Below are 26,593 nucleotides of genomic sequence, written 5' to 3' on the forward strand. Positions count from 1 at the left end.
AAGAAAGATATTAACAACAAACAAATTGATCCAACATTATGAAATGGAATGCTTATTTGATTAGTGCAGCTATCGCTTCAATGACTTTAGCAGCTTGTAGTGAAGATGATCCAGTAAATCCGGACAATAACAAGCCGGATACAGAAACGCCAGATACTGAAACACCCACAGAAGAAACCGTAGAAGGGGACGTATCAGGTGTATGGGAAGCCAACAGCGTTATAAAAGTGTCTGGGCACATCGTCGTTCCCGAAGGTGAAAGCCTGACCATTCAAGAAGGTGTACAAGTGATCTTCGACGATGCCGGCGTGGGCGCCAACCATGCTCCTATCGAATTCACCGTCGACGGTAACCTGTATTGCGAAGGTACAGCCGAAAACCCGATCCGCCTGACTGTGGCTGAAGAAGACCGTACCGAAGCCAATACCTTTGCCGGTTTATGGGGCGGTATCGTGGCATCCAACACGTGCGCCGAAATGCTGATCGACCATACAATCATCGAATACACGGGCGGACAGGTCATCGAAGGTTCTCCGGCAGCTACCAATGGCATTTATACCGCAGGTGATGATGCATATCCTCAGATTACGACCAACAACATCAACGGCAAATATGTCATCACCAACTCCATCATCCGCAATGGCTGGTCGGATGGAATTTATCTGATGGGCGGACAGGCCATCATCGCCAATAATACCTTCGCCGCAAACGGATACGACGGTGCCGAAGCCGTTAACGTAAAAGCAGGCTGCCAGGCAGACGTTGCCAACAACATCATGTTCAGCCCGAACACCAATGGACTGAAACTCTCCAGCTCCGGCCAGAGCGAAAACCGTGGTCAGGCTAAAATCCAGGCCTACAACAATACCATCATCAATGCCGGCTGGCGTCGTGACGGCGAAAAAGGCGGTTGCATCTACGTTGAGAAGAATGCGTTGGCCAATGTATTCAACAACCTGATCGTCAACTGTAAGTTCCGTGCCATGACTCCTAGCTTCGACATTCCCAATGATCCGGAAGAAGGATATGCCGATGCTTCTGTGATCGATTATAACTACTATGCATCAGGCAGCCAGAAGAGCGACATCACCTTTGAAGAAGAAAGCGGTGTAGCATATGCCTGGGCCGGTTATAACTACGAACACGAAAATTATAACCAAGGTGTAGTCGATGCAAACAGTGTGATCGCTACCGAAACTGATTCAAAAGACCCGCAGTTCGTGAACTTCGATATCAACGAGGTGGCTCTGACCAGCTACACCTATGATTCAGCTTGGGATTTCCATGTCAATGCCGGTTCTCCGGTCTTAACAGGGGCTTATAGCGGCAGTGACGCGTTTGCTACTCCTTTATTCGGCACCAGCGGATTGAATGTAAATGGAAAGAATTATACATCTCCGGCCGTACAGGCTCAATTCGGTGCTTTCGGCGCTAATTAAACAAATCGGAAAAAATGAACAGAAGAACATATTTACAAGCATTGACTGCTCTTTTCGCCACGACTGCCTTGGGAAGCTGTTCCCAGGGCTCGATGGAGCGGAAAGAGGAAAAACTTTCAGACAAGGCGGATAAAGCCGCTACCCTTCTGCCCGGCAACGCATCTTTTGATGTGCCGAACATCCCGGAAGACAATCTCAACTTCTATCTGGTCAGTGACCTGGGACGCAACGGATACTACGAACAGAAGCCGATTGCCGAACTGATGGGTAACTTAGCCGAGAAAATAGACTTGGAATTTATCGTGGCAGCCGGCGATACACACCACTTCAACGGAGTGGCCAGCACACAAGATCCGCTTTGGATGACCAACTACGAGCTGGTTTACAGCCATCCGGAACTGATGCTCGACTGGTTTGCCATCAACGGCAACCACGAGTACCGCGGCAACACACAGGCCGTACAGGATTACAGCAAGGTAAGCCGCCGCTGGATTGCCCCGGCCCGCTACTACAGCAAAGTATTTGAAGCGGGAGAAAACGAGGCATTAGAGATATTCTTCATCGATACACCGCCGCTCATCGACAAATATCGTAAGAATACCGAGAAATATCCGGATGCCGGCAAGCAAAACATAGAAGAACAGCTCAAGTGGTTAGACAAAGCCCTGTCAGCATCCAAAGCCAAATGGAAACTGGTTGTCGGTCATCACCCGATCTTCGCCGATACAAGCAAGTCGGATACCGAACGCAAGGACATGCAGGAACGCGTCAAACCCATACTCGACAAGTATGGTGTCGATATGTACCTTTGCGGACACATCCACAATTTCCAGCACATCAAGCCGGCCGGCAGTCAGGTAGAATACCTGGTCAACAGTTCCGGTTCGCTGGCACGCAAGGTCAATCAGACCGAAGGCACCCAGTTCTGCAGTCCGGAGGCAGGTTTCACTCTCTTCTCCGTCAACGACAACGAACTGACATTCTTCCTCTATAACAGCAAAGGGAAAATCCTTTACCAGTATAGTCTGAAGAAATAAATCAACACAAAGAGGCGGCTAACAGGCTGCCTCTTTGCATCTTCCCCACCACCCTCCTTTTCCCGTCCGAATCTAAGCCAACGAACGGAAGCAACATACCCGAAAATTTATTACCTTTGCCACCAAAACCAATAAGAGATATGGAACCTTCAAAAGTTTATTTTACCAATCTGAGAACAACACCGTCCAGCAACCTGCTTGATAAAATGGAACGTGTTGTCAAACGTGCCGGTATTGCTGGCATCGATTTTCAGAAACAATTTGTAGCGATTAAGATTCATTTTGGCGAACCGGGTAACCTGGCTTATATCCGCCCCAATTATGCTGCCCGTATGGCGAACATCATACGCGAACTGGGAGGAAAACCATTCTTGACAGATTGTAATACCTTGTACTCAGGCCGCCGTGCCAACGCTGTAGATCACCTGAAGAGCGCGATGGAAAACGGATTCAACCCCATTTCTGCCCAATGTGACGTGATCATCGCCGACGGACTGAAAGGTACTGAATGCCGCGAGATCGAAATCGACGGCGAATACTGCAAGGCTCCTAAAATTGGTGCTGCCATTGCCGATGCCGACATCATCATCACGATGAACCATTTCAAAGGACACGAACAGACCGGATTCGGCGGTGCCCTGAAGAACTTGGGAATGGGTTGTGCCAGCGTGGCCGGAAAGTTGGAACTCCACGGTGCTTCACAGCCTAAAATCGACCGCGATCACTGCAAAGGCTGTAACATGTGCGTGAAACACTGCCGCCATGATGCCATCCACCTCGACGAAACGCACAAAGCCGTGATCGATTATACGAAATGCGTCGGTTGCGGACAGTGTGTGGCTCTCTGCCAATACGACGGTGCCGTGCTGGCTTCATGGGATACTTCCGAAAACCTGAATTGCAAGATTGCTGAATATACGAAAGCCGTATTGTTCGACAAGCCGAACTTCCATGTCAGCTTTATCATGAATGTATCACCCGAATGCGACTGCTGAAACCACAACGACGCCGCCATCGTGCCCGACCTGGGTATCGCTGCTTCGTTCGACCCGGTTGCCCTCGACAAGGCCTGTGCCGACATGGTCATCAACGCACCTACGTTGCAGACCGACAACTGCCTGTCGAAGAAACATCCGCACGAACATCTCGAAGGAGCCGACAAGTTCCACATCATTCACCCGGATACAAACTGGCAGGCTGGTCTGGAGCATGCCGAGAAAATCGGTATCGGAACCCAGGCATATGAATTGATAACCGTGTAATAAAATATTCCCGACATGACAAACGAAACCATCTGTGCCATCTCGACGGCTCCCGGCGTGGGAGGCATTGCCGTTATCCGCGTATCCGGAGAAGAAGCCATTCCGCTTTGCGACCGCATTTTCCAACCCCGGAAGGCCGGAAAATCGCTCGCCACGCAACCCGCCTATTCGCTCACCTACGGAACCATCGTAGAGCATGGCGAGGCAGTCGACGATGTCATGATGGCGCTCTTCCGTGCCCCGCATTCATTCACCGGCGAAGACACAGTCGAAATCACCTGCCATGGCTCCATCTACATCCAGCAGCGGATACTGCAACTGCTGATAGCCACCGGCTGCCGGCTTGCCCGGGCTGGAGAATTTACTCAACGGGCATTCATGAATGGGAAAATGGATTTAAGCCAGGCCGAGGCGGTGGCCGATCTGATTGCCTCCACTTCGGCCGGCCAACACCGGCTCGCCCTGAGCCAGATGCGCGGCGGCTTCAGCCAGGAACTGAAAGATCTGCGCACCAAGCTTCTGCACATCACATCGCTGATGGAACTGGAACTCGATTTTGCCGACCACGAAGAACTGGAGTTTGCCGACCGGAGTGAACTGAAAGAACTGGCCGAACAAATCGAAAAGGTCATCTCACGCCTTGTCCGCTCGTTCAAGGTGGGCAATGCCATCAAAAACGGCATCCCGGTGGCCATCATCGGAGAAACCAATGCCGGAAAATCAACCCTGCTGAACGCCCTGCTGAATGAAGAGAAGGCCATCGTCAGTGACATCCACGGAACAACACGCGACGTGATCGAAGACACGATGTACATCAACGGCCAGCAGTTCCGTTTTATCGACACCGCCGGCATACGCGAGACGCACGATACCATCGAGAGCTTAGGCATCGAACGGACCTTCCAGAAACTCGAGCAGGCAGACATCGTCTTGTGGGTAATCGACCAGTCGGAGGCAAACCAGCAGATCGCCCAGTTGTCGGGCAAAATCCTGCCCCTGTGCCAGGACAAACAGCTCATACTGGTATTCAATAAATCGGATCTTGCAGAAGAAAATCCGACACCCAGTCTTGCCGGATTTCCCCAACAAACGCGGGTCATTTCCATCTCGGCCAAACAGAAAAAAGGCATCAACAAGCTCCAGGACCTGCTGGTCGAATCCGCTCAAATCCCTTCGCTGTCGCAAAACGACGTCATAGTGAGCAATGTCCGGCATTACGAAGCCCTCAGTCATGCCTTAGAGGCAATTCACCGCGTGCAGGAAGGATTAAATAACGACCTGTCAGGAGACTTCATCTCTCAAGATCTCCGAGAATGCATCTTCCATCTGTCAGACATCGTTGGTGAAGTCACAACCGATGAAGTATTGGGGAATATTTTCAAGCACTTTTGTGTGGGGAAATAATGCACAATGTATATGGTATATGGCGCTCTTTACGGGCGCCTTTTTTGTTGCTCAAGTATCGTTGATAATTGTTGCTAATCCTTTTTCGCCATTTTTTGTGCATCTTGTGTACTCTCTCAATAGTTTTACCTTACTCCCATATTCATATATACGTTAATTAAAATTAAGCCGAATAAAGGGAAAAGAATTAATTTTATTTTCCCTCTGTTCAGCAAATGAAAATACGGAAATTCTCTAGTATTTTATTGACTTACATTTCAATTAATACTTTGTTTTTCTAATTTCGGGAATTAAAAAGTTTCATTTATCAAAATGGCCATGGATATTATAGAAAAAGTTATAGCTATACGTGATAGTTTACCTCAAGAATCATCAAATTTGATTGATTATTCACTCGCTCCGATTCCACCCTTCTGCGGTAAGAAAACAATTAAGCTGATTATTCTTGGGCAAGATCCTACAATCAGAAATATAAAACAACGTAGTAAAATTCAGTATGCACTCAATCTCGATAATAATAAAAGTCCATTAAGAAAATATATTGAAAAAATTTGTGCTGGACTTGATTTGTCTTTAGACAATATATATGCTACGAATATTTATAAATACTTCTATACATTTCCACCCGCAGATAATCTGGATGTATTAAAGCGTCATTTGGAACCTAATCTTAAATTATTAGAATCTGAATTATCTGACTTTGAAGAATGTCCAATAATAACACTTGGAGAGCCTGTTCTAAAGCTTCTTACTAACTCAAATGAAAAAGTTCATGACTATTGGAATTATAACGACTGTGGATTTCATTATAATTCCCCCATTCAGAATATCCTACATCGTCCTATTTTCCCATTTCCACACCAACCAAGCATACGTAAAGAATTCTATAACGGAAATTTTCTCAGGTATTTAGATTACATGAAAAAGATTCTTAACGATTTAATCCCCGCCTAATTCGAATGAAACAAAAGCTTTGCGCATATTCTCCATGACTTGGAGATTTCAACTATTGAGCGTTTAATGTGACATACAGAATCAGCATGTCACATTAAACTACAAAAATTAAAAGAGCAATATATGTTGTCATTTATCATCTTCCATGGAGTCCCTGCAACAGATCCTACAAAGCTCTGCACCTCATTACGTCTAACATTATTGCCTAATGCATATCGTTTTGCTTGCTATTTCTCCCCTATTTATACAACACCATCTTCCGGCACCGTCCTTGCCGATACGAAAGATGCAGAAATCGTTTCCGCCGATAGACAATCGCCTGATCGAATGGCAAGCCGCTCTCAAGTAAGACTTGCAACAACTGTTCCGGACCGGATGCACAGTAACAATCGGCGGCCTCGCCTTTTGTATGCTGGCTTGTGGGAACACCGCCCACCAGGCGGTTTACTTCCTGATTCCGAAAACCGCTGGTAATGGCAATGGCTTCGCCTATTCGTTCCCGGAGTGGCTGCAACAAATGATCTACTAACTGCCCGATGGCCTCGCGCTGTTCGGCGTCGGGTTCATTCAATATTCCCCGTTCGATAGCCATTTGGCTATGGGTAAATTCGTCCAACGTAAAATTTTTGGATAGTTTCATATGGGTATAAATGTTTGATTTTTATTTTTAAGATCGTATTGTACTTTTGGCTTGATGTCAACGTGTATGTTCTTTCTGGCTTGACCCAGAAAGAACCAAAGAAGTCAAGGCTGCGTCTGCTGAGCTACTCCGTCACTTCGTTACGCTGTGCGCGCCGCAAACTCGCCTTCGGCTCAAACAGCGACGCTCCGGCCGCTCCACTTCGTTCCTACGCTTAACGCTCACCAGAACGAGGCCGGTCCTTCTTCTATTGAGATGAGACCGATCCAATTGACAATTGATAATTGATAATGGAGAATTATAGGATATGGACAATTTTATCCATAAAAACCGACCTTGCGACGGTAGAGGCGTAGCGTTGCTGCGCCTCAAAACGGCATTGCACAACCGAATGGCGATCAATATAATAACGAATAATATTATTATGTTTTTCGCCTGTTTTTTCCTGTGGCGTTTGGTATGAGGCGCAGCAGCGCTACGCCTCTACTGTCATTTTCAATTTTCAATTCTCAATTTTCAATTGATGAAGTCCGTGCCTAATTAATTGTCAATTTTCAATTTTCAATTTTAGAAGTTTTCAATTCTCAATTTTCCGCCTATATCTATAGTCCACCCCGAATAAAGCGCCTGCAAAGGTGGATGTCTCGCCAAAGGCAACTAATACCGATGGATCAATTTCTCCTTGCGGCGGAATCCAAAAGCCTAAGAATAACAGGGTTATTCCGGATAGGCACAGCAGGGTGGCAATGATTAATTGTAGTTTCATATCGTTTTTTCTTTTTTTGATTCGTAATTGTAATCTTATTCGTGTATGTTCTTTCTGGCTTGACCCAACGTGTACGTTCTTTCTGGCTTGACCCAGAAAGAACCAAAGAAGTCAAGGCTCACACTGCGGAGGCTACGGCTTCGGTCGCTGCGCTAAAATCTCGGAAAACTCGCCTTCGGCTCAAACAGCCGAGATTTTTTGACGCTCCGCTCGGTCAGCCGCTTCACGCCTCCTCCGTTAGGCCGGTCCTTCTTCTATTGAGATGAGGCCGGTCGGTCCAATTGATAATTGATGATGGATAATTGAAAATTATAGAATATGGACAATTTTATCCATAAAAACCGACCTTGCGACTGTAGAGGCGTAGCGTTGCTGCGCCTCAGCCCAATGCCATGGGATAAAATGGCGAAAAACATCATATAATTGTTTGTTATTTTATTGATTGCCATTTTATTACGAAATTCCGGTTTGAGGCGCAGCAGCGCTACGCCTCTACAGTCATTTTCCATTTTCAATTTTCAACTCTCAATTGTTTTGCGCCTCTACAGCCATTTTCCAAACTCAACGGATAATTATAATTTCCGTGTTATCCGTGAATTCTGTGCCAAATTAATTGCCAATTCTCAATTGTCAATTGTCAATTGATTTACGGTTCCCCAAAATAACGAAAAACTAATTCTACCTGGCGCGGGGTAAACACCCGTTGCCCTTCTTTGTATCCGGTTTCAGCCAATTCGTTTTTCAGGGGTTCATTTCGTCTGATCCAACGCCTTAGCTGCGTTGTGGCTGACCTTGGCGAACAGTTCGCAAAGTACATCGTAGCTAATTCTTTTGTGCATAGTGCTTGTGTTTTCATATACACAATATAATCTTTATTCATTAAACAATTCTTCTGATAGATTACCTGCCTGGTGACTTGTTTTTTATCCAAATCCAACCAAGCAATATGAGAAGCCCGATCATGAAGATGATTCCGATTATCGGCCCTTTCCAACCGACATCCCGTTCCTGGTGCACCATCTCGTTTTGCCGTTCCTGCTGCCATTGGTTGATCTGGTTCTCGTACTGGTACACCAATTGCATCAGGCTGTCGCAACGGGATTCGACAAACAGGGTGTCGTGCACCAGTCGGACCGAAACATGGGCTTGTCCGCTGCTCTGGTGAAAGGCGGCTATGGGTGGCAAGTCGTTCAATTCGGCTACCGGGATTGCCAGATTCGCCTCGCTCATCGGGACGACCTGCGTTTGCAAGGTCTCGCGGAAAGACTGTTGCCCCCAATCCGCCTTCTGTTGGTTTACTACGCTTTCTTTACTGGCTTCACACGCCGTCAGTGCCAATGCACACATCCAAATGGAAATCACATGCTGTCTCATATCGTTTGTTTTAAAGTTTACATCAAAGATATAATACAGGATTTCGGTAATGTTGACGTGTGTCGCCCAGTGTCGCTCAATGTCGCCCAGTGTCGCCCAAAAGGGGGAAAAGAATATCATTCATGCGATAAAGCCAAAGAAAGCAAGCATAACTACATAAACCGCTCCATAAACTATCTCCGCACCAGCTCCCGACTTATCTTTCAAACGGCAAGCGCACCAATGAATTGAAATATTGTTTCAACAGCCATTCCTGGGCTTTGAGTTTGATCATAGCCTGGCGGTAATCTTCGCTGACGTGCAGGTTGTTTTGTGGCCGCCAACGGGAAAACTGCGCCATCGCGCTGAGCTTTTCTTCCAGGCTGTTGCGGATAAAACCGCGGCTTTGCAGTTCTTGATACAAGATGCTGGCAAATGGGATTTCCAAGTCCGGGCGGCTCTTGTATTCGTGAAACCGCTTGATGATCAGTCGGTTCATGCTCTGCTCGTTGTATTCGCGGCTCACCGCCGGCAAGGCTTTGACTTCTTTTTCCTGCTCCATCTGCTTGATCATCTGATAACGCAAGTCGCTGGTTTTGTAGGCTTTCAGCCATTTGCAAAATGTGCGCAGATTGACGCCTGTATAATCGCCGTACTCGCCTTTGGCGCCCAGTTCGAAACAGATAACGATTTCGCCACGATGCAAATACGGATATGATTCTCTTAAATCCGAACAAAGTTTAGCTGCCAATACACTAATATCCTTTTCATCGTAGGTCAGGTAACCGACTATGATGTAACATTGTATAATCTGAGCACTTGCAAAGTCTGTTAGATCTTTGGGCATAATATCAGTAATGCGGGGCGTTTGAAACGCCATCCGCATCTTGTTGGTAAATATATCTAAATTCATAACGGGTTTTGTTGCATTAATTGATAAGCCATTTCAGAAGCACGTTCGGCAACAGCCATCGCTTCTTCTATTTTGGATGTTTTTTGTGTTGTTCGCGGCGCGGAACATTTGTTTTCTATCATAGCAGCTTTTGCGCCGGTCAGGATTTGCAAATCGGTTTCCCAATTGTTATATCGCCACCAGCCAAAAAGTCCGGACTGGTAATCTTTTTTTGTCTGAATAGTATTTTCGCTGGATCGCAAAATAACGTAATCATCGAAGCATTTCATAATTTGATAAGCGTTATTGAGTATCAAAATACCTTTTCCGCTATATCGAACCAGTGTAGCGCACCAATCTTCATCATTCAGCATTTCCATCTTCCACTGATCCCATTCGGCTTTTAGTGATCGAATTTTTTCGCTCTCGCGCGCGATGTGTGTGTGATTATTTATACTTTCCTTTCCTTTACTTTTATCTACTTTACTTTTATCTACTTTACTTTGTTGAAAATTGCATGCAATTTTTGGATTTTTGTCGACAGAATTGTCGTTCAAATGCTCTTTTGGGGTAGTTGAACTCGATATCATGTCTGCAATTAACAAATATTCAGGATTCGAGATTTTCTGTTTTTTCCGCCGAACAGTGGCTGAGAAGTAGCAATTTTGAATTTTTTCAGACGTCAAAATGTGATACTCTTCATACATTTTTTTATTGAAAATATCTTCTTCTACCAACGAATTGACCAGATTCATTATGGTTGCATACGAATATTTAGTGTGGAAAGAGGCAGAGAATATTTTTCCTATCTTTTCGTTCCAATCCATATAATAACCGGATTTGTAAATCTGGGAAAACAGTTTAAGAACCACTGCGGTGGCTTCCAATCCGTAATCGCTGATTATAATTGCTATTTTGTTGTTCTCAAAAAAGTTTACATCGAGAGGGAAATATTGTAATCCCTTTATAGAGAGTGCCATGTTTTTTCTTTTTATTATTCAAGTTTCGCAAGAACTCAAATAATGTAATAAAAAAAGCTAAAGAGTTTGATAATTCAATGATTATCACTATATTAATGTCGCCAAACAAACAATATAGCACCCTTTAGCCATGAACAAAAATAGACATATTATCGGTGAACTCCAAGAGTTTTTTGCAAACAATGACTCCAGCAAGGCAATAAACAGCATATCAACCATTATGAACAGCATAAGGATACAAAGCAAAGTCATTGGGTCAGTTAAGAATCCGAATTGCAAATTCACTTGTCTTCAGGTGTTGCAGCTGCTTGTTCTGTTCCCGTTCTTTTCAATTAAGAATGCTGCCAACTATTCGTCTTCTGCCCTGGGCAGGATGTTTGTCTGCCACAAAGATATGTTCTATCGTTTCATGAACGACGGCAACGTCAATTGGCGACGTATAATCTACTCGGTTTTCAGGCAGTTGTATTCACGTGTGAAACGCAGAACGACATTGAAGTCGGACATCAGGTGCGTCATCATCGATGATACAGACCTTCCAAAGACCGGATTCAAGACCGAAAAGATTGGCAAGGTATTCTCTCATACCCAAATGAAGCCTATACTTGGCTTCAAGGCAATGTTCCTCTGCTTTACGGATGGTGTATCCCAGTTTCTTCTTGATTTTTCTCTCCATGGAGAGGAGGGAAAACGAAGCGATAAGCCACAGGGTTTATCCAAGAAACAGACGGAGGCTCGCTATTGCAAGGAACACTCGGAGGATGAACGTATTGTCAGACGTAGCGCTGAGTATTTTGCAAGTAAGATTGAGACGGCCATCAGTATGCTCAAACGCTCAATCATAGAGGGCGTACGTTTCGATTATCTTCTTGTTGACAGCTGGTTTACCTGCTCTGAACTTTTGAAGTTCGTAGTCTCAAGGCACTTTGGATGCCACCTTATCGGAATGATAAAGATGGGCAAGACCAAGTATGAGACAGATCTTGGAAACAAGACAGTGCCTGAGCTTATCAAGACTCTCCAGAAATCCAGGAACGTAAAGTATAGCCGCTCAATCGGTTACTACACAGCAACCGTATCTGCTAAAATCTCCGGCATTAAGGTCAGTCTGTTCTTCTACAGAAGAGGCAAGAAGGGCAACTGGAATGCTCTGCTTACCTCTGATCTTAAACTTGATGCCAAAGAAGCCTTCAGACTTTATTCAAGAAGATGGGTTATCGAAGTGGCTCACAAAGAGATGAAGCAAAACCTGAAACTCGGAAAGAACCAGTGCAGAGACTTCGCCGGACAGATTGCAGGCATATCATTGTGCGTACTACAGTACAATATACTCAGTTATGTCAAACGCAATGAGTCATACGAAACTATCGGAGGACTCTTTGCCGAAATTTCAAAGAACTCTGTCGAGCTTTCGGTAGCAGAAAAGATCTGGCTGCTGATCATAGAAGTTATAAACGTCATTGCTGAGGTACTTAACTGTGATGCAATGGTTCTGACTGAACAAATAATATCAAACGATAAACAAATCAAAGCAGTAAAGCAGGCTTTCGACAGGCTGACGCCAGCCGCCTGAGAAGCTACAATTTACTTGCGAAACTTAAGTTATTATTGATTATTAGTTGATTATAATTACAAACTGACGGTAGTCAATTTCTTTCTGCAAGCTCTGACTATCTGCTGGATCGTCTTTACCCGCAATAATTCGGACGGAATGGTGCGTATAACAAGCCAGCCGCAAGCGGCTGCCTCGTTATACTTTTCCATATCCCGCAAATAACCTTCCGGACGGAAATGACGCCCGCCGTTCCAAACGCCGCCTTCCACTTCGATGGCTACGTGAACTGCCGGTATGGCAAAGTCAAAGCGCCATTCGCGCGTGGGGTGAAAACGGTATTCGCGCTTGGTTTCCAAACCTGTCAGGTTATAGATTGCCCGTTCAAGGGGTGAAAAGTTCTTCTCCATCTATTAATAAATTAGTCGCTTCATCGACTGTTTTACACGTGGTGACAAAAAGTGCTCCCATGCGGTTGTCAAAAACAACCCATCGTTCTTGCCACGGTTCATAAAAGTAGCCAAATTCGCTTTGCTTGGAATCGTATCGGTAAGTCCGCGAACCTCGTTCGCCGTCCACTAAGTTGAAGAAACAGCGGGCTGCCGCCGTTTCTATCAGACAACCGGGCAAAAGCCGGTCACGCACCTCGTCGTCCATTTAATTCGCCTGTACCGTGATGAACGAATCCGATTCAAACCGCTTTCCTTTCGTGATATACAGCAGGGCTTCGCGTTCGCAGAATGACAAGTCTTCCATCAGGCGCTCCAGCCACTCATACGAATCTTTGCCGGTATTGACGCGCACCGCCAGATTGATCGGACACGTGGTTTCCGTCCGGAAACCGGCATAGATATTGATAATTTCCGAATTGCCGCTGGGCTGACGGGCAAAGGTGAGCGGGAGTTTGAAGAAACGCTCCATGTCTTCCTGGGGCAAATACTGGCCTTTTTGTTCCCACCAGAATTTGAAGAGTTCGATAAAACCTAACGGATCGTTCGGTACCGGGAGTTTTTGTACCTGAATATCAGACAACTTACGTTCTTCTTCCAACAGCTTTTTACGGGCATTCAAACGGGTTTCTTCTTTCTTCTCGTCAGATACCTTCCGTTTGTCAATCCGCTTCAGCTGGCGTTCGTAGTTGGTTCGCAACTGTTCTTTTACCTGTTTGTTCCGTTCCCATTCCTGGCGGAGTAATTCACGCAGACGGCTTTGGCAAGCATGAGCGATCGAGCCCGGTTTAAGCGGATCGATCTCACTCTCAAGCGACGTAAATTTTTTCTGCAACGCCAGTAGCCTATCAGTATAAGGCTTTCTGAGCGAACGCATCCGCACTACCTCGTCTTTACACTCCTGCACAAATTCAGACAGCTCAACCGCAACTTCTTTCACGTCAGATTTGGTGCTCAAATTTACGCTATTCAAAATTTCTTCACCCCGTTTCTTTAGTTCGGCGTTTGTCGTAACAGACAGATTCAAGGCACTCTGTAAATTTTCCATAGGTTGCAATGCCAAGGCATTGCTTTCTTTATTTGTTTTCATCTTTATTACTTAAAATTGTTACTAAAAACATTAATACAATCACTTTGTTTATTCATGAATCAACATTACAAATGTAATTAATACTTTTCTTTTTAACAAATAAAATAGCATATTAATTAGTCATTTATTCATGTTTTATGGTATTTTAAGCCTAATATCGATTTATTTAGTTCATGTTTATTTGGTTAATTACCTATTTATATATTAAATAAAATAAGGTAAAGAAAGAAGAGAAAATATCCGGCGTATTTTGATGATTTCCCGGCGTCTTTTAAGAAAAAGCCGGCGTCTTTTGGGGAAAAGCCAGGCAGGAAATTGGGGAGAAATCCTGTCGGAAAAATGAATGCCCAAATACTTTTTTTATCCTTTTGGGCGACATTGAGCGACACTGAGCGACATTGGGCGACACACGTCAACAGTACGGTTTTCGGGTGTTGTATCTTTGTAGTGTGACAAGAGAGGAAGAGGCGCGGTTGCCGAACCTGTAAAAAACTTGTCCCGATAAAGTTATGGCAATTTCTTATACCTTAGTGCAGCGAAAAGACATGAGTAAGGGCGCGTTGGAAGGCGCAAAGTTGTATTATGCCCAGGCAGTGAGCACGCGCCGGGTGGATTTCGATGATTTGTGCGATGAGATCGCTGAAACCTGTACGCTGACGTCGGCCGACATCAAGGCGGTCTTAGACCGTGTGATCTGGGGCATGGTAACACACCTGAAGAACAGCGAGATCGTTCAGTTCGGCGATTTGGGTAACTTCCGCATCGCTGTGGGCAGTTCCGGAGCGTCGACGCCTGAAGAGTTCACTGCGACCATGCTCCGCAAACCAAAAGTGGTGTTCCACCCGGGCAAACGCTTGCAGGAGATGCGCGATGTCGCCAAGTTCGCCCGCTTCACCGTCGATAAAGACGAGGGCGCAGATGGCGGCGGGGGCGTGTAACAAAAGCCCCCATCTTTTCTGATTTTACTGTTCGTGCCTAAATCCGGCTTCCTAAAAGACTGGCTGTTTTATCAGTCGCTTTTGGGAGGCCGGTTTGTTTTTCTGTTTCACGGATGAAAAGAACTTTTCTCATCAACAGAACGGATGGCCTTTTCAGGGTTAAAGAAGCCCAAAATCCCATTCATTCTGTTGATTAAGTGCGCTTGGTTTACGAGAAAAAGATACCTGAATTTCGAGAAACTGAGCGAGAATATTCGTGATATATATCCGATACAATAACTTAATTCAGTATAAAAGTGGATCACTTCCGAATCACATCGCTCCTTCTTCCGTGTCTTATACTCTTTCATAACATTTTGATTTGGTCAACTACTTTCAGACTAAGACACTTAAACCATAATCACATAAATTTACTACTGTCAGAATTATGCTTGATTTCAATTATAACTGTTTGTTAGATAGTTCTCTTAATATATTGGTGTACACAAAAGGATCCGAAAATTCATTTTTACTTTCAGTAAATCGTTTGTACAAATATTCAAATCCTGTATTCGCATATCCTTCTATTCTCCTGACAATAGTTGTAATTGAAGATTTACATTCTTCATCAGACATATCTTCTAATTCTATCCAATCAAATCCAATTTTATCTCTATCCTCTGAGAAGATAAGCATTAAGATATAATTTACCAAGTCAATAGGTTTCCAATTTACTATAGGTGCAAAATCTTTAGTCTCCCCACCTCCTGCAATAGGAGTACATTGCCCAATTTTATATCCGATCATAAAAGCATACATATAAGTTTGATAATACGCTCCAAACTTGATGTAGTCACCACCATTTTTAGACCCTTTTGTTGATATTATTTCTATAAATGACTGATAAATTGCCAAGTATCTTGGTTTCCTTGACTCAATTTCTTGGCGAAATTCATGACTATTCATATAATTACTTTTTATAAATAAGAATTTTAGTTTCTAATTTTGTTGGGTCGGATTCCTCTTCTATAAAATTCACATAGAATGTTCCTTCCATCTCACCATTTTTCATTTTTTCTAATATATTACGTCCTTCATCCGACAGATATATTTTGTCATTTATATCATATAGATCTTTTATAAGGATAATACTCTGGTTAAACACGCTTGGCACAGTTTTGAAGAAATTGTTAATGAAATTTTTACCGAATGCAGAGAATGGAGCATCTGCTATAAACGGATAATTAAATTTTTTCTCTCCTATTTTAGAAGATATGATAGCCATAACAACAGCTATCTTTTTCATTCTTTGGAATCCTTCAGAGGCACCAGATAACTCATCACCTTTATCATTTATAACTTTAACTTCAATGGCATCGTATGACGTCTTTTCAAAACGCATTGTTCCTCCAAGCACATTGTTTCCTTCTGTTAGAAGCTTATAATATTCATTAGACTTCTTTTCTAAGTTTGATATAACTTCGTCATAGATTCTCTTCTTAGTATTATCGAAAATCTGTGTAGCGTCTGAAATTACATCGACTAATTCTGCATATTGTGCAGGTACTTTATCTCCCCCCAAATTTGAGAGTTTGTCTTCATAATTTTTTATATTATTAGCTATTTCACTTATATGGTTTTGGGCTTCTGTAATACACTTTTTATAGTGCTCAATGTCCCATAATGCTTTGTTATATAAACTTAAAAGATTCTGATCACTTTCTCCAAACAATGATGTTTTATTTCCACCATAATTAAAAAAAGAGCTTTTTGCATCCTCTTTCTCTTCTTCTTTCTTCTTAAGTTTATTCTGTAATTCTTTAATAGCAACTCTTTCTTTGGCTATTGAACCAAAGATATGATCTGTATTAATGTATTTGGCTACTGATGTATGGATGCTATCAAAGAAATTATGCATATCAGATTCTTTTTTCTCCGAAGCTAAACTTAGAGATTTAGAACGGTTTCTTAACATCTGAATATGTTTATGAGAATCATCACCTTCCTCAAAAGGTTTACCACACACAAAGCATATATGTTCTTTAAGCATTTTCTCTAATGAAACATCATCAGGGCTTCCTTCTGGGAGGATACCCAGCGTAGAAATCAATTCAGTAGGGTTGTTTTTTATTTTTCTTTTTAATCTTTCTTCGCTATATTTCTCTTTTATCTCGGTGAATATACCGACTTTCCCTTCTGTTCCTATCAAAATCCAAGGAATGTAGCTTCTGAAAATATTCTCATTAATTGTTGCTAATTTGTTCTCTATTTGCAAATGTAATTCATCTTCTTCCTTTTCAATTTTTTTGAACAAGGTCTGATATTTTACCCTTTCTTCAGTGTTGGCAATTTGTGATTGTATAGACTTTACTTTTTCTGTTGCTTTTTGCAACTCTTCTTTATATTTGCTAATCTGCAACTCTATATTATCCTTCTTCTTCTCTAAATCATCTATTTTCTTTTGTAAATCTTCAAACTGTGCTCTATTCTCAGTACATGTTTCTTGTTTTTTCTTTAAGTCGGTTCGTGATAATTTACTAAAATATGTACACGATTTTTCTATTACATTCAATTCTTTTATGTCTGTAAGAGTTTCTATCGTATTTGTTAATTTAGAAGAATTTGATAAATCAACAATCTCATCGATAGCTTCACCTTGCAGTAATGCGTATGGTTGAATAGTGCTATTAATGAGCTTATTCTTTATAATTTCTTCTTGTTCCTCTATATCATAAACACAAGTTGAGTTGTTTGTATATAGGTCTGTTTTATTAATGTCGATAAAAGCTTCTGAAATATTCCAGTCGTCCGGATTACTTGTGCTGGCGTCATCCACTTTCTTTGTGAATTTGATTCTTTTCTCAATAGAATATCGAAATCTATCATCTTCAAACTCTATAATCACTCCACACTCAGGTGAGATCTCACAGAGTTTAGCTCTATCTGATAACATTTTTAATGGTTCCAGACGAGCAGATTTTATAGATCTTGTGTCCGAATCATAGATTTGATCTCTTAGAATCCACAGAATGCCATTAAAGCATTTTGATTTACCCATACCATTATCAGCATTGATAATGTTCAATCCTGTTTTAAAGTAATAACTATTTTGAGCATAGTCGCCATAATAGTTATAGAAGTTCTTGAATGCGAATCTATTTATGATTGTTGCCATATTTTTAAATATCAAATTTCATCTTAATAGACTTATACACCTGTGTATCTGGAATATTCTGAGTCTTAAGGCGAATAATCTCCTTTAAAATCTCAATAATCTTATACTCTGACTCTTTATCAAATGTAACATTCTGAATGACACTTTCTGGAATATTATATTTTTCTCTCAGAATAGGGTCTTTTAAAACCTCTTTAAGTAGTTCTTTTGTTGTCATTATTATGTTATTTATTTATTTCATCGATTAAGATACTAATTTCTAATTCATAATGCTGCAAAAGTTCACTTAAATTTTCAACAGCTTCATTATAATTTGAAGAAAGATCAGCAAAGTAAGCTACTCTCATAAGTTCTTTCTTAACCAAAGACCTTTCCATTTCATAAAATTGATTACTCGTTTTCCTATAATCAGGAACTACAACCATGTCATAAATATACGCAAATGCCTTTTCTTTATGTTGTCGAAGTAAACGTCCCCTTCTTTGTATAAATTGCCTAGGATTTCCTGTGCTTGAAGTAAATATACCTACTTCCGCCCTTGGTACATCTACTCCTTCATCAAGACATTTCATTGCAAATAACATATCTATTTTTCCCTCTGCAAATGCCCGTAGCTTTTCTTTGTTATCTTTATCTGATCCAATAAATGTATTTGTTTTGATTTCTGGATATTTTTGATCTACTATACTTTTAAGTCTCATAATAAAACTCTCTAGATTTTCAGTTTGATAATCGATGCCTTCAGGAGCATACACAAAACAATATTTAAGATGTTGTTTTAAATGAAGTTCATCAATAATATCTTCAAATACTTTATATTTGTCTTGTGCCTTATGAATAATTCGTTTTCTAGTCATTAACAAATTTTGCACTTCAGGTTCTTCTTTAAATTTACCTGTCTTGCTATCAAAATATTGTAATAAAATCCTAGTATAGTAAATGTATTTATCCATTTCTTCGTCATTCAAATACACAATATGAGGATAATATAAATAATTCACAAGATAACCCTTATCTATAGCTTCTCTCATAGAAAAGCTATAACAATATGGTGGTGAATCATTAAAGCATTGTTCTATATATTGTGTACCCTCCTCATCAAAAGCCCTGGATGGTGTTGCTGATAATGCTATTCTCTTTTTTATCGTGAGATTTTTAAAACATTCAAGAACACCTTTACTTCCCACATTATGAGCTTCATCGGCTATCAGAATCATGGAATCATCTTTAGCTAACTCATTTATTAGTTTTTGAAATAAAGTGTCTTTAAAAGATGCATAAGTTGATATGATAATGAAATTATTATCTATTCCCCAGCCTATATCATTTTTTAATTCTGTTAAATCCTTTTTCCAATTTGTTTCCCCATTTACTATGTATATATTCGAAAAACAAAATTTTTTAATCTCCCCTATCCATTGATATACTAAGTCTATAGTAGGAACAAGAATTAATACTTTATACTTTTGAGTCCTTTTATATTCTTCTAATACACAATTAAGCGATGTAATAGTTTTACCAGTTCCTGTTGCCATAGCAAATACTCCATTACATTTATGTTCCAACCATTTATTATAGGCTTCAATCTGATATTCTCTTGGTCCAGATTCGTACGGGAATTTAGGTACATATTCTGTATTCATGTCATCTCTTTTATATTTTTCCTGTTTAATAAACTCTTCCTCTTTAGAAAGGAGATCTTTTATATCTTTTGCTGGAAATGATTTTGTTATTTCTTTTGTTAAAAATTTCGCACTAAATACGTCTACATCCTTAATCTCACCATTAAAATAAGCATTAAACTGACTTTCATAATCTATAACTGAATCAATATCTTTCCAGGAGAATGTACATGATATGGTTTCAATGTTTTTTGACATTAGAGCATTAGCCGTAAAATTTAATGAACCGTTAAATGCTACTTTATCTCCCTGTCTATCAGTAAATATTCCAAATTTCTGATGAGCTATTCCACCCGTTTTGGGTATTATAATTTTTATATCAATGCGTTTTTTACTTATAAGGTATGATAAACAATTAAAGAAATGTTCATCTCTTTCCGATAGAATCTTATATAAAGTCTTGAAGTCGGTAAGAAACTTGTCTTCTATAAATTTCTTAGGTTCTATAGTAAACGCAGTAAAGTCTTCCTCAGATACATATTGATTTATATATAATCGCATTATACCTCCGTTTGATATAAACGAAGCAAATCCATATGAGAGTACATTTATACCAGCGGAGCTAAAGAATCCTAATCCCATATCAAATTTTTCACTGTTTGTTAAACAATCAGTAAAAAAGTCTATTGGTGTTTTTTTCGTCCCGCTTGATGAATATATGTAATATAGTTTTAAATCTTTAAGCATTATTCCATAAATAGATAATGTTAATAAATAATTCCTCTTGCCAATCTTTTAGTTCACCATTATTAAATATGGTATTATTCTTATAATACCATCGTTTTAAATGTTCAGGTAAATACCTATTTCCTTTTTCTCTTAAATACTCAGTCAATTCATTATATCTATTTCTCCACATATAATCTGCATATGATATATCTAAATCTCCATATTGATCAATTATCAAGTCAAAAAGTTCTTTTTCTTTTTCTGATAATGTTCCTTTTTCTTTTTTCTTTTTTTGAACATTCCAGAATCTATTCAGTCTAACTTCTGAGTCGTCTGCTGTTGAGTAATTATACGGGAATCTATTATTTTTTAAAATGAATGCTATTAGTAAATCAATACTTGTTTTGAAATCCCTTCTTTCAATGTCTTCTGATAACCTTTCATAACATGAATTATATTCTTCTTTTGTTATTCCTATATATCTTACTCCATCTTTAATATATACAGAGAATAATTTATTTGCTTCAGCTTGCAGATTAGAAACAATACTTTTCTCACTCGTTGAAGGCCTGTATTTTTTAATATATTTAACTAAATCATTCACAGAAGCTATATGTTCAGTTGTCTGCATAATGTACTCTAATGCAAATTCTCTGATTGTTCCTCCCCTTTTGTATCCTTTATTCCATTCTTTGAGAGTATATGTACTCGTTCTTCCGATGGCACTTAAATTGGTATTAATATTTATTGAAGCAGCTATACTACTTATAGTAACATTTCTGTCAGGATATTTTTTGACAAAGACTTCGTAAATTTCATCTTTGCTCATTGCTGAGCCGTGATCCCTTATTATATCTTCTACTATATCAGGTATATTTCTATAAGAGTTAGCTTCTATAATAATATAGTTGCCATCAAATAAACAATCATAACATCTTGCTAGTATATACCTGCAAGCTTTTTCTATTTTCTCAAAATATTCATATTGGATATTTCCTCTAAAGAAATCAAGAATATATCCATTAAGATTTAACTTATAGTCTTGATTATGTTTGTCGTTGTAAACCTCATTAAAATTTTGAAGAAATAGTTGAAAGTCAAATATCTGATTTAACTCTTCCGGAACAATATTAAGATTAAGTCTTTTATTATCAGGGTTTAACAATGTTTCTTTTGCATTTCCTAAAATATAATAATTATTGGATATTATAGATAACACCCACAATAAGAAGTTATTTTTGAATTTTGTATATTCATTAGAATTAACAAATTTAATAGTATTGTTATCATAATATGAAAGATCTATATACTCTTTGCTAGATATATATTTAATTCGGCTTTCTAAGTTATCAAATATACTGAACTTTATTTGCCTAATTCTTTCACCAGTCAGATCAAGCATAGTGATCAGCTCATCTCTTGATTTTAAGACTTGTCCTACATAAATGTTTATCTGTCCTTCTAAAATTATTTTATCCCTAGCGCTTAAGCTGTTCAAATACATTTGTATAATCTCAAATATAGGAAGATGCCCCAATCTCCTTTTTTCTGAGAATATTATATCAATATTGGATACCGAAAGAATATTGTCAGACACAAATTTTTGCTTTTCAATAAGTTCGTTTCTACTCTCTTCTGTTTCATCATTTACTTTTGATGCTATCTCTTTGATGTATTGAAAAAAATTTGTAAGTTCTGGTATACTTTTCTCCCCTACATTTTTTATGTCTCCGATGGAAAACTTTGAATCAGATATTTTAATATACAACTCGTTTAAAGAATTATGACAGCCTTTAAGAAGGGTATTAAAAGCATTTTGAGATCTAACTGACAATTTCTTTATTTCTGAACTTATCATTGGCCAAATGCTATCCAAATTTATAGTTAGTGCTACTTCGTGATTTTGTACATTTGTGTCTTCTGACTTCAATGTTATTCCCTTTGCTTTACGTAGTTCATCTGCAATATTAAGTATTTGTAATATGGTTTTTCTACCAGCGTTTCTTACTTTTGGATGTGTCACTTCATCTTTAAAATCAAGAATGAATTCATAAAATTCTTCATCTGTAAAACATCTCGATTTTATCCCGTTAAGAACATTTTTTGCTCTTGTATCTACTTTTTTTAAAGCTTCCTCATAAATAATCCTATAGACACCTTCTTCTTCATCTTGCTTAACTAGACTTTCACTTACATTAATATTTATATTTTTAAAACCATCCTTCAGATTGTCCTTGGAATTATCAAGTGGTAAATCATTTTCATTTCCCGCAATAGAGATTTGTAGAGCCTGTAATTCCTTATATATACAGGCTCTATCTTCAGGAACATCATTTAATCTTACATCATCTATACTTTCAATATCATTCTCAATGCAATAGAGATAAGTTTCTCCAGATATTTCTCCTTCATCGTATAGATATGATATTAATCTATTCTCCATTCGTTAATTCTAAAAAACTTTCAAGACCTTTTTCTATTTTATCAATCAGATAATCCATTCCATTAAGATTGGGATTCTCTTTCATCTCTTTATTCATCATTTCAAGACCATCGTCTATGTGCATCTTGATATATTTAGGTATATCTTTATCAGTTTTATATAAATTATAATGAACACATATAAGTCCAATATAGAAATTAATAAAGTTACCGAACAAAACACTTTTAGAGTATTCTTTACCTTGAGAATCTTGTATATCAGATAAATTCATTTTTTTCCCAGATGATAAAGAATAAGCTAAAGCTATTCTAGCGACAATATTTTCAGCCCCCAAGTTGAAATTGCGACTAAGTAAAGTCACAACTTCTTTATTTTTCTTTGAAGTCTTGATTTGTGTAAACATAACCTCTCACTTTGTTATATAATCAAATAAATTTAATGGTTCTACTTCATTTATCATTGATACACCATTTTTATTAATAATACAATATGTTTTATTAATATATGGGTATAGTAGTTCATATTCACTATATGATAGTTCTTTACCTAACAAAGGGAATATAACAACTTGTCTTGCTATATTAGGATAGAATTTTTTTATAACATTCTTTGAGTGAATGCTATCAAACTTCTGTAAAGGGCTATCAATAAAAATAGGAAAATCGATTCCTGATTCATCGACTAAAGCTTTTAATATAGATGTTGCATACAGTTGCTGTTCCCCCTTTGACAATTTGTCCTTTTTTATATTTTGTCCTTTATCGTCTAATAGGTTTATCTCAATTGTATCTGACAACAAATCTACTCTTACATCTTTTATAAAATCAGATTTATGCATTAATGACGCAATCGCAGCTTTCAATTTCATTTCAATTGAGTTCTTTCTTTTTTCTTTTAATTTATTAAGGAATAATGTTATTTCTTTTATAAGCCTTTCTGCTATTTCATCCTTTTCCTTTTCATAGCCTTCAATCTTTATTGCTTTCAGTACTTCTGATAAGTTTTTCTTTTTAATTGTCAACTCTTTGTTTTTTACACCAAACTTCTCTGATATGCTTCTTATTTCTTTTTCTAAATATACTATATTTGATTCAACCAATGCCTTCTTCTCTCTAATTTCTTTTATCTGTATATCCTTATTATCATATTCAGCAGCACTTACTATCTTTTGGGTTTTAACTATAAAGTTATTCGTAGTTTTTATTTCCCTCACCAGTTGCTTGAATGTTGAATTAAATGAGTAACGAATATTATCGAATAGGGCATTAAAGTCACGACTTTCGATTTGATTGAAATCCAATAATATTTTCCCTTGTACTTTCTCAGACTCCACTTCATCCTTGCATTCACATTCAGATAAAGAATCATCAAGTATTTGTCTTACTTTTCTTGATTGATTCTCTGATAAATTTATCTTGTTTAACTTATCAATTATAGTGCTATAAATTTTATTTAATGAAGCATTAATAGCATCTGCATCCTTTAATCCATTCTTTATTTTATCCTCAGAATTTACTTGCTCATAAAGTGAATATAACAATTTACCAGATATAGCGAAAGGTGCTAAATCTAGCATATCCTTAAGATCATTTTTCAATGTTTCTACTTTAGCTTTTAATGTATTGAGTAATTCTTTCTTCTTATTCAAGTCCTCAATACTCATAGCGTTACCTTCTCTAATTAATTGGACCTGTAAGCTATCTTTTTCGTGACGATATTGTGTTAATAATAATTCTTTTTCTTCTCTTAACTGCTCTAATATCGTAATCTCCTTTTCCAATGATTCAACTTCATCAGTCATTTTATCTAATTTTTTTTCAGAAATATTAATTCCACTAACTTTTCTGAATTTAATTCTTAGATTCTCCAGATTACGTTTTATATCTTCATATTTTTTTATTCCTAAAACTTCACTATACGCAATACTTAATCTTTTCTTTTCTTCTACACTTTTTGTTTCAGCGAGATTTACTATTTTTTCAGCATCAAAAAAGAAAAACTTAGCTATGTCTTTAGATAAGATGAAATCGTTAATAAATATATCATAACCTACCTCTTTTGCTAGCTCATTTGTTTGTTCATCTATAAGAACCTCTATTGTTTCATTTTCTAACAATAAGTCGTATGTCCTTTTAATTCTTATTTCTCTACAAGGTATGGATGGAATGAATACATCTGATAAGTTTATTTCTACAGAATATTGTGTTTCATCCTGCAAATCTTCATACTTACCCACATATCCATTCTTCTGAAGAAATTTCTTCTCTTCTGATGTTATATTTAGCTTAGAAACTTCAGGAATCAACTGCTTATTTAAATTCATTCTTGCATAGTTTTTATATCCTTGCGCATCGTTGATTTCCCTACGAAACCTCTCATCTACATCTACCATTAGCTTCCCATAAAAGCACCATACCAATGATGTTAAAAATGTTGTTTTCCCAAAGCCATTATTCCCAGCTATAAGATATACATTTTTAGTACCATCCTTAAATGTTACTTTATTGATTCCCTTATAAGATCTATAGTTCTTTAATATGATTGAATTTATAAACATTGCTTCTCTTTTATATAATTATCTAATCGTTTTTCTATATCTCCTTGCAAGCCATTGTTATTCATTAATATTGTTTTATTCTTATGTAGTGATACTAAATCATTGATTAGATGATAATCGTCAGGATAATCCTTACAAATTTTTTCTAATAGTAGCCTTTCTTGATATTGCATATTCTCAAAAGGCATTTTTCTATTATACACCTCATTAAAGATGTCTGTGACTTTAGGGTGGAAATATCCATCTCTATACCAATTAATCTGAATAGCCACAAGCTCTTGATTTGAAATCAATTCCATATGTGGATGCGTTTCCTGTATTTGTTTTTGAACGTTTAATAATTTAGCCAGCATCTTTACTCTATATTCAAATGTATAATTACCTAAGTTATGTCCATCTGAATCTACAGCTTGCTGCCCATTCCTTCTTGTTGCTGATCGGTTTTCAGATATGTTTCGTCCTTCCACCATTTCATCTCTATAGTCCAACAGTGGTTTCATCCATTCATTTCCTCTTTTTACAAGGGCGGTCATTGACTTATCTTCTTTTACTACCGTACAAACCCAGCAGCCAAATCTACTTTGTCCACAAGATGGTTGTGTTTTATCTGTTATAACCGTTGGACATTCATAATCATCTGCACTAGCATCTGAATATATTTGGAATAATTTGCTATTATCATATCCCCAAGGGGATTCCTCATTTCTTAATATATACCAGACCTCTTCTAGATATAGTTCCTTAATCGGAGCATAAGTATAAGCGTTAGGATTTAATGGATGTTTGCTTAATCTCTTACCTTTTATCTCATGCTTAGATATTGTTTTTGCTCTCGTTGCGCTTTCAGATTTTCTTGTTCCTATGATCACGATTGCCTCACCCATTTGATCGATTTTGTCTAATATGAATTGGGTAGTAGGCTTTATTTTTAATCTTTCGGTACACCATCTAAAAGTATTATTAGGTACAGGATACCCCTTACCTAAGAAACTTATCCAAAAACTGTCTTCTAGTTTTGGAAATGTTACTTGCACTTTTAATGGTAAATCTTGTTGTATGGCTGCTCTTTTTATGATTTCTAACACCTCTATAACATAATCAGATATAATTGGATTCTCTACTAAAGTGTCGTTGTTTACAACATACACAGATCTTTGCATATAGTCTTTCCCTTTTTCTTCTTTTATTTGTAAAAGAGCTTTCCATACTAGCGTTAAGACAACAGTTGAATCCTTACCTCCACTGAAACCAATGATCCACGGTATATTATTGTCAGATTCTAAATACTGTTCTTTTATATCTTCAATTATATAATCTATTCTTTTTGCCATT

At 38.5% G+C, this 26,593-nt stretch carries 23 protein-coding genes and 2 pseudogenes; 7 read left to right on the forward strand and 18 right to left on the reverse strand.

Features of this window, described 5'->3' with window-relative positions:
- Window positions 1-38 precede the first annotated feature (38 nt).
- From NEE14_RS04255 to NEE14_RS04275, 5 genes and pseudogenes are all read left to right on the forward strand, one after another.
- Window positions 39-1,439, forward strand: a complete 1,401-nt coding sequence (locus tag NEE14_RS04255) for a hypothetical protein (protein WP_251968522.1) — start codon at window positions 39-41, stop codon at window positions 1,437-1,439.
- A gap of 14 nt (window positions 1,440-1,453) precedes the next feature.
- Complete coding sequence (locus NEE14_RS04260; RefSeq protein ID WP_251968521.1) at window positions 1,454-2,476, forward strand: metallophosphoesterase; 1,023 nt, start codon at window positions 1,454-1,456, stop codon at window positions 2,474-2,476.
- A 140-nt stretch (window positions 2,477-2,616) separates the two neighbouring features.
- Window positions 2,617-3,738 (forward strand): annotated as a pseudogene (locus NEE14_RS04265) (DUF362 domain-containing protein).
- Between the two features lie 15 nt (window positions 3,739-3,753).
- A complete protein-coding gene (gene mnmE / locus NEE14_RS04270; protein WP_251968520.1) occupies window positions 3,754-5,142 on the forward strand; it encodes a tRNA uridine-5-carboxymethylaminomethyl(34) synthesis GTPase MnmE in 1,389 nt (462 codons plus the stop codon).
- 318 nt (window positions 5,143-5,460) lie between these two features.
- The gene (locus NEE14_RS04275) at window positions 5,461-6,096 is read left to right on the forward strand and encodes a uracil-DNA glycosylase family protein (RefSeq protein WP_251968519.1); all 636 of its coding nucleotides are present in this window, start codon (window positions 5,461-5,463) and stop codon (window positions 6,094-6,096) included.
- Window positions 6,097-6,236: 140 nt separating this feature from the next.
- On the opposite strand, the pseudogene NEE14_RS04280 reads toward NEE14_RS04275, so the two are convergent.
- The 7 genes and pseudogenes from NEE14_RS04280 to NEE14_RS04310 form a co-directional block, all read right to left on the reverse strand.
- A pseudogene (locus tag NEE14_RS04280) lies at window positions 6,237-6,323 on the reverse strand (restriction endonuclease); the annotation flags it as partial.
- An 11-nt stretch (window positions 6,324-6,334) separates the two neighbouring features.
- Window positions 6,335-6,736: a D-Ala-D-Ala carboxypeptidase family metallohydrolase gene (locus tag NEE14_RS04285; RefSeq protein ID WP_338578784.1), complete on the reverse strand. Its 402-nt coding sequence runs from the start codon at window positions 6,734-6,736 to the stop codon at window positions 6,335-6,337.
- Between the two features lie 577 nt (window positions 6,737-7,313).
- On the reverse strand, window positions 7,314-7,502 hold the full coding sequence (locus NEE14_RS04290) for a hypothetical protein (RefSeq protein ID WP_338578785.1): 189 nt from the start codon (window positions 7,500-7,502) through the stop codon (window positions 7,314-7,316).
- Between the two features lie 646 nt (window positions 7,503-8,148).
- Entirely contained in the window at window positions 8,149-8,382 is a 234-nt protein-coding gene (locus NEE14_RS04295) for a DUF4248 domain-containing protein (RefSeq protein WP_338578786.1), read from the reverse strand.
- Between the two features lie 20 nt (window positions 8,383-8,402).
- The gene (locus NEE14_RS04300; RefSeq protein WP_338578787.1) at window positions 8,403-8,876 is read right to left on the reverse strand and encodes a hypothetical protein; all 474 of its coding nucleotides are present in this window, start codon (window positions 8,874-8,876) and stop codon (window positions 8,403-8,405) included.
- Between the two features lie 196 nt (window positions 8,877-9,072).
- Window positions 9,073-9,768, reverse strand: coding sequence for a hypothetical protein (locus NEE14_RS04305; RefSeq protein ID WP_338578788.1), 696 nt, complete (start codon window positions 9,766-9,768; stop codon window positions 9,073-9,075).
- Complete coding sequence (locus tag NEE14_RS04310; protein WP_338578789.1) at window positions 9,765-10,727, reverse strand: DUF4373 domain-containing protein; 963 nt, start codon at window positions 10,725-10,727, stop codon at window positions 9,765-9,767. The genes NEE14_RS04305 and NEE14_RS04310 overlap by 4 nt, the downstream gene beginning before the upstream one ends.
- Before the next feature lie 130 nt (window positions 10,728-10,857).
- Between NEE14_RS04310 and NEE14_RS04315 the strand changes: the two genes are divergently transcribed.
- A complete protein-coding gene (locus tag NEE14_RS04315) occupies window positions 10,858-12,300 on the forward strand; it encodes an IS4 family transposase (RefSeq protein WP_338578790.1) in 1,443 nt (480 codons plus the stop codon).
- Between the two features lie 56 nt (window positions 12,301-12,356).
- Here the strand turns inward: NEE14_RS04315 and NEE14_RS04320 are convergent, their stop codons facing one another.
- The 3 genes from NEE14_RS04320 to NEE14_RS04330 are packed head-to-tail and all read right to left on the reverse strand — an operon-like array spanning window position 12,357 to window position 13,818.
- Entirely contained in the window at window positions 12,357-12,689 is a 333-nt protein-coding gene (locus NEE14_RS04320) for a hypothetical protein (RefSeq protein WP_338578791.1), read from the reverse strand.
- Complete coding sequence (locus NEE14_RS04325; RefSeq protein ID WP_251968794.1) at window positions 12,664-12,936, reverse strand: hypothetical protein; 273 nt, start codon at window positions 12,934-12,936, stop codon at window positions 12,664-12,666. The genes NEE14_RS04320 and NEE14_RS04325 overlap by 26 nt, the downstream gene beginning before the upstream one ends.
- On the reverse strand, window positions 12,937-13,818 hold the full coding sequence (locus NEE14_RS04330; RefSeq protein ID WP_338578792.1) for a hypothetical protein: 882 nt from the start codon (window positions 13,816-13,818) through the stop codon (window positions 12,937-12,939).
- A gap of 509 nt (window positions 13,819-14,327) precedes the next feature.
- Between NEE14_RS04330 and NEE14_RS04335 the strand changes: the two genes are divergently transcribed.
- Window positions 14,328-14,756 (forward strand): HU family DNA-binding protein, encoded by a 429-nt coding sequence (locus NEE14_RS04335; RefSeq protein ID WP_338578793.1) that lies wholly within the window; start codon window positions 14,328-14,330, stop codon window positions 14,754-14,756.
- Window positions 14,757-15,197: 441 nt separating this feature from the next.
- Here the strand turns inward: NEE14_RS04335 and NEE14_RS04340 are convergent, their stop codons facing one another.
- From NEE14_RS04340 to dndC, 8 genes are read right to left on the reverse strand one after another with little or no spacing between them, the layout of a single operon-like run.
- Window positions 15,198-15,701: a hypothetical protein gene (locus NEE14_RS04340; protein ID WP_251968480.1), complete on the reverse strand. Its 504-nt coding sequence runs from the start codon at window positions 15,699-15,701 to the stop codon at window positions 15,198-15,200.
- 4 nt (window positions 15,702-15,705) lie between these two features.
- Window positions 15,706-17,910 (reverse strand): hypothetical protein, encoded by a 2,205-nt coding sequence (locus NEE14_RS04345; protein ID WP_251968481.1) that lies wholly within the window; start codon window positions 17,908-17,910, stop codon window positions 15,706-15,708.
- Window positions 17,911-17,914: 4 nt separating this feature from the next.
- Window positions 17,915-18,127 carry a hypothetical protein gene (locus NEE14_RS04350; protein ID WP_251968482.1) on the reverse strand — a complete coding sequence of 71 codons (213 nt, stop codon included), beginning with the start codon at window positions 18,125-18,127 and terminating at the stop codon, window positions 17,915-17,917.
- A gap of 7 nt (window positions 18,128-18,134) precedes the next feature.
- Window positions 18,135-20,279, reverse strand: a complete 2,145-nt coding sequence (locus NEE14_RS04355) for a DEAD/DEAH box helicase family protein (RefSeq protein WP_251968483.1) — start codon at window positions 20,277-20,279, stop codon at window positions 18,135-18,137.
- Entirely contained in the window at window positions 20,272-22,704 is a 2,433-nt protein-coding gene (locus NEE14_RS04360; protein WP_251968484.1) for a hypothetical protein, read from the reverse strand. The genes NEE14_RS04355 and NEE14_RS04360 overlap by 8 nt, the downstream gene beginning before the upstream one ends.
- On the reverse strand, window positions 22,694-23,107 hold the full coding sequence (locus tag NEE14_RS04365; RefSeq protein WP_251968485.1) for a DndE family protein: 414 nt from the start codon (window positions 23,105-23,107) through the stop codon (window positions 22,694-22,696). The genes NEE14_RS04360 and NEE14_RS04365 overlap by 11 nt, the downstream gene beginning before the upstream one ends.
- A 6-nt stretch (window positions 23,108-23,113) precedes the next feature.
- The gene (locus NEE14_RS04370) at window positions 23,114-25,261 is read right to left on the reverse strand and encodes an AAA family ATPase (protein ID WP_251968486.1); all 2,148 of its coding nucleotides are present in this window, start codon (window positions 25,259-25,261) and stop codon (window positions 23,114-23,116) included.
- Complete coding sequence (gene dndC, locus NEE14_RS04375) at window positions 25,252-26,592, reverse strand: DNA phosphorothioation system sulfurtransferase DndC (RefSeq protein ID WP_251968487.1); 1,341 nt, start codon at window positions 26,590-26,592, stop codon at window positions 25,252-25,254. The genes NEE14_RS04370 and dndC overlap by 10 nt, the downstream gene beginning before the upstream one ends.
- Between the last annotated feature and the right edge of the window lies 1 nt (window position 26,593).

It is taken from the genome of Parabacteroides sp. AD58 (genome assembly GCF_023744375.2).
Lineage (GTDB): Bacteria > Bacteroidota > Bacteroidia > Bacteroidales > Tannerellaceae > Parabacteroides > Parabacteroides absconsus.